Origin of the sequence: Shewanella livingstonensis (assembly GCF_003855395.1) — a bacterium.
Classification (GTDB): domain Bacteria; phylum Pseudomonadota; class Gammaproteobacteria; order Enterobacterales; family Shewanellaceae; genus Shewanella; species Shewanella livingstonensis.
The window spans coordinates 4,466,297-4,483,967 of the sequence record NZ_CP034015.1 but is presented as its reverse complement, the minus strand read 5'-3'; the positions used below and the strand labels follow the sequence as shown (position 1 = coordinate 4,483,967).

The 17,671-nt window shown below is 41.1% G+C and carries 20 protein-coding genes; 11 read left to right on the top strand and 9 right to left on the bottom strand.

What is annotated here, in order from left to right; translation table 11 throughout:
• The first annotated feature begins 66 nt into the window (after positions 1-66).
• The 6 genes from EGC82_RS19550 (at position 67) to EGC82_RS19525 (ending at position 5,054) form a co-directional block, all read left to right on the top strand.
• Entirely contained in the window at positions 67-654 is a 588-nt protein-coding gene (locus tag EGC82_RS19550) for a c-type cytochrome (protein ID WP_164839250.1), read from the top strand.
• Between the two features lie 10 nt (positions 655-664).
• The gene (locus tag EGC82_RS19545; protein ID WP_124732232.1) at positions 665-1,765 is read left to right on the top strand and encodes a c-type cytochrome; all 1,101 of its coding nucleotides are present in this window, start codon (positions 665-667) and stop codon (positions 1,763-1,765) included.
• Between the two features lie 122 nt (positions 1,766-1,887).
• Entirely contained in the window at positions 1,888-2,232 is a 345-nt protein-coding gene (locus tag EGC82_RS19540) for a cysteine-rich CWC family protein (RefSeq protein ID WP_244212496.1), read from the top strand.
• 168 nt (positions 2,233-2,400) lie between these two features.
• Positions 2,401-2,934 (top strand): SRPBCC family protein, encoded by a 534-nt coding sequence (locus tag EGC82_RS19535; RefSeq protein WP_124732231.1) that lies wholly within the window; start codon positions 2,401-2,403, stop codon positions 2,932-2,934.
• A 231-nt stretch (positions 2,935-3,165) separates the two neighbouring features.
• Positions 3,166-4,539 carry an alanine/glycine:cation symporter family protein gene (locus EGC82_RS19530; RefSeq protein WP_124732230.1) on the top strand — a complete coding sequence of 458 codons (1,374 nt, stop codon included), beginning with the start codon at positions 3,166-3,168 and terminating at the stop codon, positions 4,537-4,539.
• Positions 4,540-4,655: 116 nt separating this feature from the next.
• A complete protein-coding gene (locus EGC82_RS19525; protein ID WP_244212495.1) occupies positions 4,656-5,054 on the top strand; it encodes a hypothetical protein in 399 nt (132 codons plus the stop codon).
• Between the two features lie 134 nt (positions 5,055-5,188).
• Here the strand turns inward: EGC82_RS19525 and EGC82_RS19520 are convergent, their stop codons facing one another.
• On the bottom strand, positions 5,189-6,541 hold the full coding sequence (locus EGC82_RS19520) for a flavohemoglobin expression-modulating QEGLA motif protein (RefSeq protein ID WP_124732229.1): 1,353 nt from the start codon (positions 6,539-6,541) through the stop codon (positions 5,189-5,191).
• Between the two features lie 235 nt (positions 6,542-6,776).
• On the opposite strand from EGC82_RS19520, the gene EGC82_RS19515 reads away from it, so the two are divergent.
• Entirely contained in the window at positions 6,777-7,763 is a 987-nt protein-coding gene (locus tag EGC82_RS19515) for a PDC sensor domain-containing protein (RefSeq protein ID WP_124732228.1), read from the top strand.
• A 65-nt stretch (positions 7,764-7,828) separates the two neighbouring features.
• Here EGC82_RS19515 and EGC82_RS21300 read toward each other — a convergent pair whose 3' ends face one another.
• From EGC82_RS21300 to EGC82_RS19495, 5 genes are all read right to left on the bottom strand, one after another.
• Entirely contained in the window at positions 7,829-8,005 is a 177-nt protein-coding gene (locus EGC82_RS21300; RefSeq protein WP_164839171.1) for a PA3496 family putative envelope integrity protein, read from the bottom strand.
• A gap of 326 nt (positions 8,006-8,331) precedes the next feature.
• Complete coding sequence (locus EGC82_RS19510) at positions 8,332-9,018, bottom strand: TorF family putative porin (RefSeq protein WP_124732227.1); 687 nt, start codon at positions 9,016-9,018, stop codon at positions 8,332-8,334.
• Between the two features lie 338 nt (positions 9,019-9,356).
• Positions 9,357-9,629, bottom strand: coding sequence for an HU family DNA-binding protein (locus EGC82_RS19505; RefSeq protein ID WP_101033991.1), 273 nt, complete (start codon positions 9,627-9,629; stop codon positions 9,357-9,359).
• A gap of 155 nt (positions 9,630-9,784) precedes the next feature.
• The gene (locus EGC82_RS19500; protein ID WP_124732226.1) at positions 9,785-10,582 is read right to left on the bottom strand and encodes a response regulator; all 798 of its coding nucleotides are present in this window, start codon (positions 10,580-10,582) and stop codon (positions 9,785-9,787) included.
• Between the two features lie 119 nt (positions 10,583-10,701).
• The gene (locus EGC82_RS19495) at positions 10,702-11,100 is read right to left on the bottom strand and encodes a hypothetical protein (RefSeq protein WP_244212494.1); all 399 of its coding nucleotides are present in this window, start codon (positions 11,098-11,100) and stop codon (positions 10,702-10,704) included.
• Positions 11,101-11,166: 66 nt separating this feature from the next.
• Between EGC82_RS19495 and EGC82_RS19490 the strand changes: the two genes are divergently transcribed.
• Together EGC82_RS19490 and EGC82_RS19485 are read left to right on the top strand one after the other, a co-directional pair.
• Complete coding sequence (locus EGC82_RS19490; protein ID WP_124732224.1) at positions 11,167-11,676, top strand: DUF4240 domain-containing protein; 510 nt, start codon at positions 11,167-11,169, stop codon at positions 11,674-11,676.
• Positions 11,677-11,877: 201 nt separating this feature from the next.
• Positions 11,878-12,402: a DUF3016 domain-containing protein gene (locus EGC82_RS19485; RefSeq protein WP_124732223.1), complete on the top strand. Its 525-nt coding sequence runs from the start codon at positions 11,878-11,880 to the stop codon at positions 12,400-12,402.
• Positions 12,403-12,723: 321 nt separating this feature from the next.
• Here the strand turns inward: EGC82_RS19485 and EGC82_RS19480 are convergent, their stop codons facing one another.
• Positions 12,724-13,032: a prephenate dehydrogenase gene (locus tag EGC82_RS19480; protein WP_124732222.1), complete on the bottom strand. Its 309-nt coding sequence runs from the start codon at positions 13,030-13,032 to the stop codon at positions 12,724-12,726.
• Between the two features lie 52 nt (positions 13,033-13,084).
• Here EGC82_RS19480 and EGC82_RS19475 point away from each other — a divergent pair, with 52 nt between their 5' ends.
• Entirely contained in the window at positions 13,085-13,993 is a 909-nt protein-coding gene (locus EGC82_RS19475) for a TraB/GumN family protein (RefSeq protein ID WP_124732221.1), read from the top strand.
• A gap of 30 nt (positions 13,994-14,023) precedes the next feature.
• Here EGC82_RS19475 and EGC82_RS19470 read toward each other — a convergent pair whose 3' ends face one another.
• The gene (locus EGC82_RS19470) at positions 14,024-14,797 is read right to left on the bottom strand and encodes a methyltransferase domain-containing protein (protein WP_124732220.1); all 774 of its coding nucleotides are present in this window, start codon (positions 14,795-14,797) and stop codon (positions 14,024-14,026) included.
• 311 nt (positions 14,798-15,108) lie between these two features.
• Here EGC82_RS19470 and EGC82_RS19465 point away from each other — a divergent pair, with 311 nt between their 5' ends.
• Positions 15,109-15,942 carry a MaoC family dehydratase gene (locus EGC82_RS19465; protein ID WP_124732714.1) on the top strand — a complete coding sequence of 278 codons (834 nt, stop codon included), beginning with the start codon at positions 15,109-15,111 and terminating at the stop codon, positions 15,940-15,942.
• Between the two features lie 81 nt (positions 15,943-16,023).
• Here EGC82_RS19465 and EGC82_RS19460 read toward each other — a convergent pair whose 3' ends face one another.
• Complete coding sequence (locus EGC82_RS19460) at positions 16,024-17,667, bottom strand: mechanosensitive ion channel family protein (protein ID WP_124732219.1); 1,644 nt, start codon at positions 17,665-17,667, stop codon at positions 16,024-16,026.
• Positions 17,668-17,671 lie beyond the last annotated feature (4 nt).

The window sequence follows — 17,671 nt, the reverse complement described above, 5'->3', positions numbered from 1 at the left end:
AATAACTAAAGAGGTGTAATGATGAAAACATCCTTTTACGTGCTCAGTGTGTTAGCTGGCATAACGATGGTTAATGTTATGCAAGCTCAAGCAGCAGAAATATCTTCCCCACCATCCACTATGCCTGCCGTAGCTCAATTGTGTACCTCCTGCCATGGTGCTCAAGGCCAAGGCATCGATATTATCGGCCCTCGTTTAGCCGGGTTATCAGCTGAATATATTGCTAATCAACTTACCTTGTTTCACGCAGGTAAACGGCAAAATCCTACTATGTTGGCGATGGCTGCCACCGTGCAGGGAGACAATATTGCGGTGGTATCACAATATTTTAGCCAGCAAGCCGTGGCAGATATTCCGTTACAATTTCGTGGCGACAAGGTTGTGATTAGTCATCCCTTTGAAGCATTAGCATTTCAAGGTGATTGGTCGCGCACTATTCCGGCTTGTACCAGTTGCCATGGTCCATCCGGAGTCGGTGGTGGGCAATTTCCTCGATTAGCGGGGCAACAAGCTAGTTACCTTAAAACCCAGTTATTAGCCTGGCAAAATGGCACTCGCAGTGGTGATGTTGACAATATGATGGGCAATATTGCGTTGAAATTAACTGCGGCCGAAATTGATGGTTTATCGCAATATTTTGCCAATTTAAAATAAGGACATGGCTATGAAATTATTATCGCTATTGACCGTTGGCGTCCTGTTTAGCTTGCCTTTGCAGGCCAATGAACTATCCATTGATGTTGCGCCTGGACTGGCTCCCGTTAACGCTGCAACGACACTACCCGATCGACAAGCTGCGTTACCTTCAATGGATAAAAAAGCTGATGATATTTATCTGCAACCAGCGCCATTAGCCGCTATTCCGCAGGGGGCGTTTGGCGACAAAGTTCGCTTAGGTTATCAATTGTTTGTGAATACTCAGCAACTGCGCGATAAGTACGTTGGTAATCAACTTAATTGTGTTAATTGTCATATGAATGCAGGGCAACAAGCTAATTCATCGCCTTTATGGGCGGCATATTTTGCCTATCCTGCTTATCGTAAGAAAAATGATAAAGTAAACTCTTTTCAAGAGCGCATACAAGGTTGTTTTACCTATTCGATGAACGGTAAAGCACCGGCGGAAAACTCTCCTGAGCTAGTGGCAATATCGGCCTATTCTTACTGGTTAGGTATGAGCGGATTAATGGACCAATACAAGGTTACTGGCCCAGTGCCTGAATTGTCTGATGTGGAGTTGGTTAAAGGTGGTAAACGGGATGATTTTTCTATGCCTGCGGCCATTGCCAAAAACTTAGATATCACCGCGCTAAGCCAATTGCCTGGACGTGGTTTCCCTAAAGCGCCTCAACCTGAGTTAGCTTATTCTCCTGAGCGCGGCTTGGTTGTGTATCAAGCACATTGCCAGGCATGTCATGGTGAAAATGGCCAAGGACAAATTATTGCTGGTGTTGCCGCATTACCACCATTATGGGGGCCTCAAAGTTTTAATTGGGGCGCTGGCATGCACAGGGTTAATACGGCGGCTGACTTTATTTATGAAAATATGCCCTTAGGTAAAAGTGTGCAACTCACACCTCAACAAGCTTGGGATGTAGCGGCTTACCTTAATTCGTTTGATCGCCCACAAGATCCTCGCTTTAACGGTGATGTAAGCAAAACTCAAGCAGCCTATCATCAGCATCAAGGATATTACGGTCAATCTGTTGCAGGTAAACCTGTTTTGGGGGCTGAGTCACATCCAGTTTTTCCGCTTAAAAACTAGCCTTTAACGCTAGTTTTAAGTGAGGTTATTTAACGGTATATGACATTATCTGTAGTCATCATGCCCATTAAGCGAGTGTTTAGTGGGCATTTTTGTGAGTATAACCTACGGACATGAATGTTATGACCGTAGCGCTTATTGAGCATAGTGATGATAAATGGCAGTATGTTAAGTCTCGCTTCTTCTTTATCATCACTATCATAGGTTGGGCAATGACATCATTCATCTCTGCGGCACAATCGTGTCCACTCTGCCAACAAGCCAATACTTGTGCTATGGAGCAAGGATTAGCCATAGATGCATGTTGGTGTGCTAAGCAAGCACTGGATATGCCTTCGGTTATTGCGCAGTATAAAGCAAACTCTTCTTTGGTTGATTTAGCTGATAACCAATGTATTTGTCAGTCTTGTATGGCTAAGTTAGTCCAGCAATCCGCTATTGAACCGGTCGATATTTACTTTCCCTAATCGTAATAATAACCACCGCAAGAATAACAACAAAAATTAACCAATTGTTAACCCAATGTTAATTTCTTATTGTTAGCCCGTCGTTAGTCGGTATACTGAGAATATTGGTTTTTAGCCTGTAATCCTAACATGCTGACAGATAAGCCTGTGTGCCAGAGGATAATAATAATGTTTAGAAAAATTATCGTTGCGGTCGCGGTTATTATCGCTATGCCTTTTGTGGTGGCGCTATTTATTCAACAAGACTATTCAGTCACTCGCACTATCACGATAGACAAACCGGTTGCTGAGGTTTTTGATTACGTGAAACATCTAAAAAACCAAGATAACTTTAGTCAATGGGCGCAAATTGATCCCGATATGGTGAAAATCTACCACGGTACTGATGCGACAGTGGGCTTTGTATCTGCATGGGCAAGTGAACATCCTGATGTGGGTGTTGGTGAGCAACAGATTATTGCCATAGAGGAAGGCAAACGCATCGATTTTGAATTACGGTTTATTTCCCCCTTCGAAGCGACAGCACCTGCTTATATGACGACCGAAGCGGTGAACGCGAATCAAACAAAAGTTAATTGGGGTTTTAGCGGTCACTTTGCGTATCCAACGAACTTAATGCTGTTGTTTGTCGACTTCAAAACCATGATAGGTGCTGACTTACAGCAAGGTTTGGACACGTTAAAAGTCGTTCTCGAACAATAGACTACTAATGCTTTGGTCCGTTTGTTATTGCTGTAGGATTATCATTTTGAAGATGATTGAGGTCCGCATATGTATGGTTGCTATGGTTAACTAAACCGAGGTAATCTAAAAAATATTCTGTTTCAACGGAATTGGGCCGTTGAAAAATAATAACAGTACGTTTAATAACAGTACGTTGAATAATAATTATAACTTTAGACATAAGTCATTACTCATTACGAGGTTTTTTACATGGAAGCAGTCACGCAATTTGTCAGTATGATTAACGGTATAGTATGGGGCGTTCCCATGCTAATTATGATTTTAGGTGTCGGGCTGTTTCTGTCGATTGGTTTAAAGTTCATGCCTATTTTAAAGCTAAATCGAGGTTTTAAATTATTATGGGCGGGTCGTCAGGTTACCGACGAAAGTGAAAAAGGCGATGTCAGTCCCTTTAATGCCCTCATGACTTCATTATCGGCCACCATAGGTACCGGTAACATTGCGGGTGTCGCTACGGCCATTTTTATTGGTGGCCCTGGTGCACTATTTTGGATGTGGTGTACTGCGCTGGTGGGTATGGCAACCAAGTTTTCAGAAGCGGTTTTGGCGGTTAAGTTTCGAGAAACAGATGCTAATGGTAATCATGTTGGCGGGCCGATGTACTACATCAAAAATGGCTTAGGTAGCAAGTGGGCTTGGTTAGGTACAGCTTTTGCTATTTTTGGCTCTATTGCCGGTTTTGGTATTGGTAATACTGTACAAGCTAACTCAGTTGCTGATGCGATGAGCAGTAATTTTGGCGTACCCAATTGGGTGACCGGTGTGGTGTTGATGGTGTTGGTGGGCGCCGTACTTATGGGCGGGATTAAGCGTATTGCTGAAGTGGCAGGTAAGTTGGTGCCATTGATGACAGTGTTTTATATTACCGCGGGTTTAGCAGTATTGATTGTTAATGCGGAGCAAGTACCTGCAGCCTTTATGTTAATTATTGAAAGTGCCTTTAATCCCGTAGCGGCCCAAGGTGGTTTTGCGGGCGCAGCGGTATGGGCCGCCATTCGGTTTGGTGTGGCCCGTGGAGTGTTTTCAAATGAGGCAGGTTTGGGTAGTGCACCGATTGCTCATGCTGCAGCGCAAACTAATAACCCAGTGAAGCAAGGTTTAGTGGCCATGCTAGGTACGTTTATTGACACTCTTATTGTGTGTTCAATTACTGGTTTAGCGATTATTGTTTCTGGTGCCTGGACCTCTGGTGAAAACGGCGCGGCATTAACCTCTTTGGCATTTTCTGATGCCTTGCCTATGGGTAATTACATTGTCGCCATAGCATTGGCGATATTTGCCTTTACCACCATCTTAGGTTGGAGCTTTTACAGCGAGAAGTGTGTTCAATACTTACTCGGTGATAAAGCGGTAAAACCGTTTCGTTTACTTTGGACTTTGGTCGTGCCGTTAGGAGCTGTCAGTTCGTTAGAGTTTATTTGGTTATTAGCCGATACATTAAATGCGATGATGGCGATTCCCAACTTAATCGCCTTAGTGTTATTAAGTCCAGTGGTGTTTGGCTTAACCCGTGAGTATTTTATTAAGCAACGCGCACTTAACGCAAAATCCAAAGCCAACTAATATTGTCGTCAATAGTTGGCTAAGTGTGGTTATTTTAGGATAACTTTAGCCAAATAATGATTTTTAGGCATGTTTATCAGCAGATTGATGAACATGCTTTTTTAAAAGGATTTTTTATGAAACATGTCGTCTTTATTGTCTCTGTTGCAGCCATCTTGAGTATGGTATTTGTGTCGGGATGTTCTAACCTGTCACTGCGAACCAATGCGGGTACAATTGCGCTCGGTAACGCCACAATAGCAGGGGTTGATACCTACACCTCAGCAGAAATGTCTAGGTTTAAAGCGCAGTTTTTGGGTGAGGTTACGACATCATATTGTGAAAATTCATCGGATCCTGAAAAGTTAGATGATCTTCCAAGTTTATCTTCAATGACTAAGTCACTCAAATTACAAGTGACCCAACGAGGCGGTAATGCCATTGTGATGAAGCAATGCGGCAAAGTTAATTATTTATCATGCGCTGTGTATTTAGAGTGTAATGGTGAGGCATATTTTATTGATCGTGGTTTTTAGCTTTAGGCGTTTTTAACGTTTATGACAGCCATGTAATAGGCGTTAATTTACGCTGTATTAAGCGGTCTTGCTGTGTTTTTTAACAGGCTAAGAGCGACGATATCACACTTAGCCTGTTAGATTATCTGTGTGGTTTATTCAAAGTTGTTATCAAACTCTGAATCCTCAAACAAGTCGACTGCTGAGGTAGGGGTTACATTTTTAAATTGGCGGGCAAAATGACGTTGCACCCCTTTTAGGTCGATGTTGCCTATGCCTGAGGCAAAACCAAACCAAGCATAAAGACCGCTAATGTCTTCAAACATAGGTGGTAGGTATTTCGGATGGGCAATAATACCTTCTTGATAGGCTTGATAAAGTACCGGAATATCTTCGATGGCTAATTTACCTAGAAATAGCATAGGGATTAACTCTGGCAATCCAGTGCTAATGGCACTTCGAATGAAGTTAATGTTTTCAACATAACCGCGCACGTAAGAAATATCTTTGGTAAAAAAGCTACCACCGCCGACCATGCCGCCACGAAATACCCGTTGAGTCACACGATAGCTGTCTTGTGAACTTAGGTTAAGATTTCTAAAGTAGCGATACACTTCAATAAAATCGGCTCCTTGTTCTGCCATGTCTACCGCTGATACGCGGTCACTAATACGTCGAGCTCGGCCTGGGTTTGAGCTTAATGTAAGCATTTCCATTAATACCGCTAAGCCTTCTTGTGAGGCTGTCACTCGTGGAGAACCGACACTGAGCCAAGTCGCATGTGGTTGGGCGCGTCCGTTGAGTGTAGTGCCCACATGAACCCAGCCTTCATGGACTTCATATACATTGAGATCCGATTCGCTGAACATGGCGCGGGTATTGAGCTTAACCGTATCGCCACCTACAGCGGCATCAGAGACAATACCATCGCTCAATTTAACGTGAATTTCATCGTTATGAAAATACTTCACTAAGCGTTCGCTAAGAATATTTACCGCTTCTGGGGCGGTAACTATTTTAGGGTGACGGCTACTCATGTGGCGCGCTGCTGGCAGCGAAAATATATGGCTTAAGCGATCGCCCAATTGGCGTACTGTATGACGATCGCCATGTAATTTGTGGCTGGCACTGCCGTATAATTCTTGGCTAAGTTTACCAAACATTGGCTTGCCGCGGTTATGCAGCATATCTATTACTATTCGATATTGGTCAATGTTCGCCAGTAAAATTTTGCCTAATTTATCGCGTTTACCTAATCCTCGCTCAACGGCACTCTTTAAACCTTGTAAGTCCGTTTGAGTTTGCTCTGCGTTAAATGACAGCGGAATTGACTGATAGAAATCATTGCTGATATTAGGCAACTCTTTACTTTTTTTAGCTAAAAAATCCTCTTCAACTTGTCGAGGCCATTTTATCGAGTCTAAAATTTTAATCGGTGCTTGGATACGAATTAATTCATCAGAAAAACGACGAATATCTTGTTGATAACGCAATAAAGAGTCAGACATTGTCTTTTCCTAATCTGGATAATGTTGTAAGCAATACTAATGTGCATATTAGCAGATGTTGATCACAAAGCCGCAATGAAAAAATGACCAGGTAATCAGCACTGTTTTAGTGCAATTTAGCATGATATATCGCAACGCTTTAGTATTAATTTTCTTAAGTAACTAAAAGTAATAGTTTATTTTTTTGGCATTAAAACTGCTTTATTTATAGTAGTCATTATCAAAAGGAAATTTTATGGCAGCGATGAGCTATTTAAGTGTGATTGAGCGCTATCATGAATATGAGCACTTAGTACACGAACTATTAGAGTCTATTTTGATTGGTGTGGGTGATATTAACTTATTTGAACAACCCATATCGGCTAAAATTTTTGACGACATGGCAATGAGCTATCCGTTTGTGGAGCTAATTTATTTACTTGATCAACAAGGGGTACAGATTTGCCCTAATATCAGCGTCATCAATCGGCAAGTTAAATTAATGGCTTGTGGTCATCATGCTGATCGAAGCCAGCGTCCTTACTTTACAAAATTGGCTGCTATCGACACTGTCCATATTACACGGCCTTATTTATCTAATGCCGGTGGTGGATTGTGCTTGTCGGCATCACAAATGATCAAATCAGCTTCTGGCCAAGTGGTGATAGTGGTTATTGATGTCAACCTAACACGATTAATTGAGTTTATGATGGGCGACAGTGCTAGGCGTAAAATGTCACCCTTTTTTAAAAGTATTTATGCTGCGATTGTACTGGGTCTTTTTGTGTTAGTCAGTGTACTTATGTGGACTGTGATCCGTGATATCTACACCTTGTTTAACCAAATATCGACGACTCATGATCCGTTACAGCCCTTTGGTATCATTATTTTTCTCACCTTAGCATTAGCGATTTTTGATTTGGGTAAAACCATTTTAGAAGAGGAAGTGCTGATGCACAAAGATATCTTTCGTCACAGCTCTACTCGACGAACCATTACTCGGTTTATTTCGACTATTTTGATTGCGATTTCCATTGAAGCCTTGTTAACCATGTTTAAAGCGTCGCTAGGGGAAAAGCAATATATTGAGCCAGCCATTTTAATGATGTTGGCGGTAGTGGGATTATTGGTGGGCTTGGGGATATATGTTTATTTAGGCGCCAAGGCAGAGTTGTTGCTTACGCAAACGCAAGCTGGTAAGCATACGCGGCGCGTATCAACTAATGCATCGATTAGCGCGTAATATTCGCTATGCTAGCTAATGTAAAAAAGACAGGGATAAACAACATAAGTGTTTATCCCTATTGCTTAGAAAAAGTCGTCATCACCAATTGCTTTACGTAATTGAGCTTGTTCGAGGAAATCTTCTAATCTTCGCTTTACTTGGCGTTTATGTTGTAATGTTTCGGCGGATTTAACGTTTCTAGGCGTTGTCATCCCGTCCATTTCTGTGTCATCAGGCACTCTTTCACTAAGATTAGCCATAACAAAACCCTCATGTTGAATAAAAGCGTGGTATTAATTCAATGAGCATTTTCTAACTAAAAAAACCTAAATAGGGAAGTAAAATATTTTTACTCAATTGGACAGCTATTTTTACCTTTCACTCTGAGCTTAGCAGTAAACGTATTTCTTGCGAGTAAAACCTTACGAGTAAAATATAGTGCCCACAGCGGAGAGTGTGTTTGTGATTAAATTTATTGATGTTGTGATGTCACCAGATAAGCGGACATATAATAGCGATAAAAAAACGCCACCTGTTAAGGTTGCGTTAATATACTTATAAAGCGAGTGTGTGATAGCGTAACTCGTTATAGCGTAAACCCGTATGAGTAACCTAAAACAACTTTTGCATCATTGTCTGGTAAGTCGGTATCAGATGCCATAAACGATACCGTGCCTATGTCTGTTTCTGCACTTAATGTCACGTTGTAGTCTGCATAAGTGTCACCGAATAAATCTTCAACCACATCGCCTTGTGAATAACCGTAGTGGAATGCGATGCTAAGTTTTTCTGTTAGCGGAAAACTGGCATTGGCTTGAATATAGTTCCAGTCAGTTTCGTCATTTGCACCTGATACATCCGAGTCAGCATTGATCACTTGAGAATAACCAACATCTAACCATTTCCAGCCAAGTACTAATGCGACTTCACCAAAATCAATGCTGCCACCTGCATCGGGATAGGCATAATAAAGATAGCTTATGTCGTAAGTTAGGTCTTCGGTAAAGTTACCGCCATAACCGCCGTAAAGATCTAACTCGTAACTTGTTTCATCACCAAAATCGACATTAGATACCCAGGTTCCCGCATAGAAACCTGATTCATGTGCATAGTCAATACCGCCCTGAATAGCGGCTTCATTATTAGTTTGCGTGGTACCACGCCATAAATAATTTGATGTTGCGCCAATATTGCCAGTGACTTCAGCAAGGGCAGAGCCACTGAGTAATAAGCCTGTTGATAATGCAATTGCTTGATATAGTGATTTCTTCATCTTCATCCCTTAACGTTTTATTATCACTGAGGCATTTATTTTTTGATTAAATGGACTCAATGTAGGTTTGTCTAAAGGTTAATTAGCGAATCGCATGCCAACTCTATTTATGTAATAAAGTCAGTTGCTTATATGTTTATGGATTATCTTGTTGCATCTTTGTTGCGGCTTAATGATGCAACCGCGCACTTTTTTTGTGCAATGGCATTGTTACATCTAGGTCTGTGTTGATATTAAATGAAGGGATGGTATCGCGAGCAGTGAATAAATGCTGATTGATAAACAATAAAAAACCTCCACAGAGGAGGTTTCTATCAAAAAAAGGCTAAGCGTAATAATTAATTAACGCTATCTTTTAGTGTTTTTCCGGCTTTAAATTTAGGCACTGTAGCTGCTGCAATTTGAATTTCTTTGCCAGTTTGTGGGTTACGGCCAGTACGAGCGGCACGTTGCGTGGTTTCAAAAGAACCAAAACCAACAATAGAAATTTTATCACCATTTTTCATGGCTTCAGTTACCGCTTGTTCGAAAGATTTTAGAGCGCGGCCAGCTTCAGCTTTAGTTAGTTCCGCATTTTCAGCGATTTTTGCAATTAATTCACTTTTGTTCATATTGATATTCTCTGCTTTCCATAGAAGTGTTTTTTAAAACATGAATAACATGCCACAAGCCATGCTGGTTTAAAAGCACTTTATCCCATAAATTCAGTATCTGTAATGGTTTTAAGGCAAAATCAGTACAAATAATGTCTTTATTCGCTTTGTTGTTACTCTTCTAGCAGTTGGTAAAGAATTTTCTTTACTAACTGCGGCTCGAAAGGCTTATCACATAGGGCGTTAACGCCAGCACTAAATACATTACTTAGGTGAGTGTCATTAGCTTCTGACGATACCATTAGGATTGGAATATGTGATTGCTGGCTGTGGTTACGGATATATTGAGTTAATGCCAGGCCATCTACTGAAGGCATGTTGTAGTCGGTTATCACTAAATCATACATGTTGTCTTTCATTAGGTTGATAGCTTGTTCACCATCAACAGCCTCGGTAATAAGTTGCATGCCTAAGTTACCAATAGTGCGCTTAATAACATTACGCGCCATACGGCTGTCGTCAACAACGAGCACTCTAATATTATGGACATCAAAGTGGCTTAAATCTAGCTCATCGTTGCTCAGTAAATCAATGGTTGAATTAAGTGCCGTGGCTAAATGTTCAGCATTAAACGGCTTTGGTAAAATAGCCACAACGCCCGACTGCCTAAATATTTCCAGTTGCTCTCGACGACACTCACTGGAAACCAGCATAAATTGAATATCATTTAATGCCGGGGTCGTTTTGATGTACTGCAATAGCTCGGTTGCTTCACCATCGATAAAATGCAGTGCACTGGCGATTAAATCCGGTTTGTGGCGTTGGATAATCTCTTTAGCTTCAGCAATCGTTGCGGCAGTTTGAATGCTGATGACCCCTTCTTGCTGGAGGCGAGTCATAATAATTTTACGTTGAGTCTCTGAAGGCTCAAGTAATAGGATGGATAATTCACTTGGGGATAAACTAGTCATAATTCACATTCCACAGATATTTATTATTATTGTGTTATTTTAATGTTGCATACATGAGAAAATTATACACTAAAAAAACGCTAGAGATGATAGTCCGCCCGAGCAATAGCGATGAACACTTATTTTTCTGTAAGGTAATTACAGGTAGCGTTAGACAGTCCTACCCACCATTGAAACACCATCACACTCAACAGAAAGAACCACAGTGGTATCAAAGGAATATCGTAACCTTGGAAAACCAGTTTTACATCTTCTGGGGTAATTTGATAGGCAATAACTGCGGTTGTGGTTATCGCGGCAAGTCCGAGGGTTTGTAAGCCTACATAGCTGAGTAACAACACTTTTGCCCATGCTGCACGTTTGATAAAACCAATAAAAATAGGTATTCCCCCTAGGGTTAATAAATCATATGCTTCAAAGGATACCGCACGCCAAAGCGCAATAATGGTGAGCAGAACATACAATGATATAAGCAATACCACTCGAATAGGCATACGTGGGGCTGTGTTTAGGTTCATATTGGTCATCGAGCTGGAGAATTTGAGGTAGAATATCGCACAAAATAGAGCGATGGGTACATTTTGATGACAGAAACACATTTTTGGGCGCTAGTCACCCGCGAGCAACCTGAGCAGTCTTCTGCTGATCTTGCGCTGAGTTTACGCCAGCAATTAGAAAACTTGGATGATGAAGCGCTTACAGCATTTGATAAAATGTTAGGCCAACAATTACGCCGTAGCTATTTATGGTCAGTTTGGGGCGCGGCATATATTGTCACTGGTTGTGACTCTGATGATGGTTTTACTGAGTTTAGATGTTTTTTATTGTCGTTAGGACAACAATGGTACGACAAGGTGATAACTAACCCAGACTGCTTAGGCGATCTTGAACATTGGCCATTAGTGGATGATTATGCTTATCCGTTTGTTGAAGACTATGATTTGATCGCTGGGCAAGTTTATGAGGATCGCCGCGGTACTGAACTGCCATTTTTGCCTTCAGGACAAAGTACGCCACAGGGTAAAAAATTTAGTACTAAGCCAAAAGTAATGCGTCAAACCTATCCTTTGCTGAGTGCACGATTTCCTTTTTAGGTTACCAAGTCTCATTATCGGGCTGTTAAGCATTGGTTCAGCTAATTAGGACTACAGTCAGTACATCACAATGTGATCCAGTGGTTCACATTTAATTAAATGACCAATATCCGTATTTTAACACGGTTAAAATGGCTTAAACAGATGTTAGCTGTGCTCATTGTTTGTATTACAAGTGTCTAAGTACTTTGGAGATATATTATGAATGTAAAATATTTATTGTTAGCTTCGGCATTGGCATCCCAAGTAGTAATGGCTGAAGATGCGCCAAAACCTAATCCTGTAACTGAAGTGGGGTTGGTTAAGATAGAATGGCAAAATCCAAAAGATTTTCGTGATATCAAAACCTCAAATGAGCTTCAGTCGAGATTTGAAAATCGTTTATTTGAAACCTTAACTAAGAATATCAATAAACAAGCCGAAAAAATCCTCAAGCCAGGGCAGACGCTGCAAATGACAGTGACTAATCTTGATTTAGCTGGCGACATGCGACCAACATTTGGTGCTACCCCTGGTGATTTACGGATAGTAAAAGATTTATATCCACCAAGAGCCACTTTTAGTTACAGTATTTCTGAGGCTGATAAAGTGATCGTTGCGGGAGATGAAAAAATTACGGATATGAGCTTTATGTATAACTCACATCGCTTTAATGACAGGCCGTTTCAGTATGAAACCACTTTATTTACCGATTGGTTGCAAAAGAGTATCGCGCCAAAGTTATAATTATTAGGCATTAGGCATTAGGCATTAGGCATTAAGCATTAGGCATTAGGCATTAAGCATTAGGCATTATGACTAGGTATTCGGCAAAACAGCTACCGTTAGTTTAGTATGAGTCAGGTTTGTTTTTTTGCGGACTAAAAAACTGAGTTTTATCTTCAGTTTTTTGATAAATTATTGCTAATCACAACATCTATTAACGACTGATTTGTAGTGACTCTATTGTGGCGACCGGTTTAGTTAATGACTGCAGCCAAAGCATAGCAAGATAATATCAAGCGAAGAAGATGGCTCCTGCATGTTGACGCAGCAGGAGCAATGAGATTATTTAGACTGTTTAAACACTTGCAGCGTTTGCAACAGGGCCGCAAGCTTTTTGACAAAGGATTCGAGGGTTTCTGGTGCTACATGAGTGCTACTCTGCATGGCATCAAATTCGGCTACCAATTCTTGTACGTAAGGTAAGAAGCGGTTACTGCTTTCTGTAAAACCTTGATCTTCTGTAAAAATCGCCACAAACTTACCGTGACCCGCTTTACGTAACTCGTCTAGGCGAGTATCTGAATCAATCGCTTGTCTATAGGCTATTTGCAGATTTTCTTTTATCTGTAGAAAAACATTGGTGTACGGCATAATTGCCTCATAGTGCATGTGCAAAGAATAAAGCTAATTATAAGGAGCTGCTATGCCGGCAACAAGGAAAAGTCCGCTTATTTTTAATATCGGTTTGATTTATCGTCGCTTACTACGAAATTGCTACAGTTTAGTCGCACTTTTGCTGTGTTTCGGATCTGCATCGGCTGTGGCATTGGACTCACCGGTATTCTATAAAATTGAATATCAACAGCAGCAAGCATATTTATTGGGTTCAATTCACATTGGTCGCCAAGACTTTTACCCATTAGGACAGCATATTGAGTCGGCATTTAAACAATCTAACACACTCGTCGTAGAGGCTGATATTAGCCAAGGCGATACCGGCGCGTTATTACAACAGTATGGTGGCTTGTCTAATGATATTGCAGCAGAAGTTAATGCGACTCGTAATATTTATTGCCAAAGTCATCAGAGGCTATGCCAAGCATTATCTCCGTATGCTCCTTGGTTACAGTCTGCGCAAATTAGCATGAACCGTTTTACGCAACTAGGTTATAGCGCTGACCAAGGTGTAGATGCTTATTTTATGGCAAATCGCAGTGATAAAGACTTAGTTGAACTTGAAAGTATTCAATTTCAATTTGAATTAATCTCCTCATTTTCAACGGCGACTCAGTTACAAATGCTCGACGATTCGATTAATGCTAGCGATGCTGAAATGCTTGATTTAATTGACGCATGGCGCCAGGGTAATGGCAACGCACTGGCGACTATTATGGAATCGCAAGCGGGCGATGCTGATGAACTACTTGAAAAGTTGTTGTGGCAACGTAATCACACCATGACGCAAAAAATCATTCAGTTGTTACAGAGTAAAAGCCACAAGCAATTATTTATCGTGGTCGGCGCCGGACATATCGTCGGCCAGCAAGCTATCCCAGACTTGCTGAGACAACAAGGTGCAACCATCACTCGTTGTACCTTCTTACAATGTTAATGTAGACAATAAAGGCGGCAGTAAATGAGCTTATTGTGATGCTGGTTGGCCAATAAAGTGAATATAACGTCCAAGTGATAAATAAGGTTCACGTTGTGAGTAGGCCAATTCCATCTCAATAAGTTGATTTTTATCAATGTCGGCTGGCAAATTAGTTTTCAAATAATCATTGATGACTCTTACACCCGATTGGCTCACCAGCGACAGTTGCCATTGGGCAAACCAAGCGCGAACCTCAGCGATATAAAGTGGATGAGTGGGTGTTAATCCAACTTTCTTTTTAACGTTAAAATCACGTTTAACATAGTCAAAGTTACCTGATATTAAGCTATGAAAGCGTAAGGCTTCCTTGTTAAAAAACATCAGTGAAAATAAACCATTAGGTTTTAATAAACTTAATAGTCCATGCAAAGTCGATTTAGCATCAATAAGCCATTCGGCTACTGCGTGACATAAGATGACATCAAACTGACCATGTTGTTCTACCGTTAATGACTGAATAGCACTGTGCACTAACTCGATTGATAATGTAGCATTAGATGCTTCAATCTGTTGCTGTGCAAGGGTTAGCATTTGTTGTGAAATATCACATAGCACTACATCATGGCCCAAGGCTGCCAGTTTTTGACTCAAAAACCCAAACCCTCCTCCGGCATCTAGAATACGTAATCTTGACATACCAAGGCTAGCTAAGGCGGGTGCTAAATCTCGCCATAGGGTGGCAGCACGGATTTCACCTTTGGTAGTACCGTAAATGTTTTGGCTAAACTTTTGACTGAGTTTATCGAAATTTTTATCTTGCACAGTATTGGTTACATCACATTATTGAGCCAATATGGAGAAAGGTAATTGTCGCACTGTGGGCTGAAAAAGGTAAAGACAAATCAGCAATTGTGTATCAATGACACACAGAGAATGGTGTTATATCACGGTGTGAAGTAAATCAATATAAGCCGTAACGATAAGCCGTTTTAAACGGATTTAGCAATTAGCAGTTTAGCAACACCAAGACTCTAAGGTATAATGATCCACTATCCGTTTTGCAGCGCATGTTTTTTGCTGCCTCTTTAAGGTACAACATTGTGAGTCACGACTACTCTATAGAATTAAAAGCGATGCCTTCGCTTTTGTCTTTGTATCGCAAAATCCTGTTTGGCCGTAAACCGGGATGGGATCAACAACCACTGCCGAATATTTATGTACAAGCACCTAATGTAGTGTTGTCTAAAGAGAAAATTCGCCAATATGCTGCAGTGTGTGGTTTCGAATATGATGGTGTGGTGTTGCCGCCCACGTATTTATATGTATGGGCATTTCGCTTACATGCGATGATCTTTACCCATAAAGCGGTGACATTTCCGTTACTTGGAATGCTGCATTTAAAAAACAGTATTAGTGTATTTCGCCCGGTGCGAGCAGATGAAATATTGACAATACAGTGTGAATTATCGACAAGCCGTACCACAGATGCAGGGCTTGAGTTTGAGCTAGTATCAAAGGTCTTGGTTGGTGAAGAGTTAGTATGGCAAGCGTTATCTACTTACTTATATCGTATTGGGTCTACAGGGCGTCGTGCTCGTCCGCCAAAAGCCTCAGAGATGGCATGGGAAAATGTACAGCAATGGCGTTTAACCGACGACTTAGGCCGCCGTTATGCTAAAGCTTCTGGCGATTATAACTTGATTCATTTACATCCTTTATTGTCAAAACGCTTTGGTTTTGAGCGAGTATTAGCCCATGGTATGTGGTCTAAAGCACGCGCTTTATCTCAATTAATGATTTTTATAGGTGAACGACCTTTTCAGGTTGATGTAGAGTTTAAATTGCCGGTGTTTATGCCGTCTGAAGTGACGTTTGCATTTGAAAGTATTGAAAATGGTAAGCGTTTTGAAATGCGTGATGTAAAAGGTCGTCGGCCGCATTTACAGGGCAGCATCACTTATTTATAAGCCCTTTGGTTAGCTAACATTATCTAGTAAGAAAAAGGCTCAAGTCGATGACTTGAGCCTTTTTCTTACTAAGTGCAAAGCTTACTTTTGATATATGTGCACATCGCGTTGCGGGAACGGAATACTAATACCTTCGGCATCAAAGCGTATTTTTACTGCACGAGTAATATCCCAATAAACTTCCCAATAATCATCAGGTTTAACCCAAGGTCTCACAATAAAGTCGACAGACGATTCGCCCAATGTATGTAGTTTCACTATCGGTTCTGGATGCGCTTGTACCTTAGGGTGTTGTTCTACAATACTTTTTAATATGGTTTCTGCATGTTCAACATTGTCGCTGTAGCTAATGCCAAAGGTCATGTCTACCCGGCGCTGATGCTCTGCGGTGATGTTGTTAATGGTATCGCCCCAGATTTTATTGTTTGGCACAATCAAGCGTTGATTATCGAGGGTTTTAATGGTGGTTGACACTAAGCTCATATGGCTAACGCGACCGGTAACATTAGCGGCATTGATGAGGTCACCGACATCAAATGGACGATAGATTAAGATCATCATGCCAGAGGCGAAGTTTGATAATGTGTCTTGCAGTGCAAAACCAATAATCACACCAGCAATACCAAAACCGGCAAGTAATGGCCCAAGCTCAAACCCCAGTTGTGACAAGGCAATTAATAATCCTAATGCAAATACCACTTTACTGGACAAAGAGATGAAGAAGTCTTGCAGTAATTGGCTAAATTGTAATTTTGATGCGCGTACGGTTTTAGAGATAATTTGGGTGACAATTTTAGCGACTAAACTGGCGACAAATAAGATAAACACAAACACTAGAATTTTGAAGGTTAAACTAGGACCATTATTAATCGTTTGATCTTTGATCACTTTAGCCCAACCTTGCAGCAGGTTAGATGCCACACTAAAGTTCAATACATCTTGAGTGATATCCCCCGACACACTAAACAATGTTTGTGTAAATGGTGTGACATCTTGGCCTAGTGTTTCGAGCATGGCAGCTGAAACCGCTAAACTAGAGCTGCTTTGCTCTAAGCGTTCTTTTAACGCCGCTACGTCAGCTTTTTGCTGGGCAGTGATATCGGCGCCAGCACTTGCTGCTTCGGTAACCGCTTTTTGTAATTCATCTTGAGTATAATGCACTAAACTGTCGAAATGATCGGCTCGTTTTAGCATGATCTCAGTCAGTTTCTGCTTTTTAACTACGACATCTATATTCAACGTTTCAGCCCATCGCAGAGTCGTTAATTGTGCCTTGAGATAATGGTCGCGTTCAAATTCACGTTGTGAGATGGCTAAGATGATTTTACTGTCATCATCTTTGCTCATTCCAAGCCGCATAGCCATAACTTGGGCGTCTAAGTACGCACTGACATTCTCTAAAAAGGCCAATTGGCTTTGCACTAAGGTGACTAAATATTGTTGGTCTGCGTCCGGTGTGGCAATAAGTTGACCAATTTGGTCGCGTAATTCAGACGACTTGTTTTTAATGCGATATTCAGTAAATGTACGCAGTTCACCTTTTGCCTTAAATAGTAACTTGGTATCTTGCTCGATCGTTTGTTGTAAACGGCTGATTTGATTTTGAGTATCAGTTAGCTGACTAGTGGCAACAATCGGTACCACAGCGTCTTGTTCTGCACGAAGAGATTGTGTCGTAAACACTGCCGAGGTGAATAATAATAACGTTAGTAAAATCCGTAGCATGTAA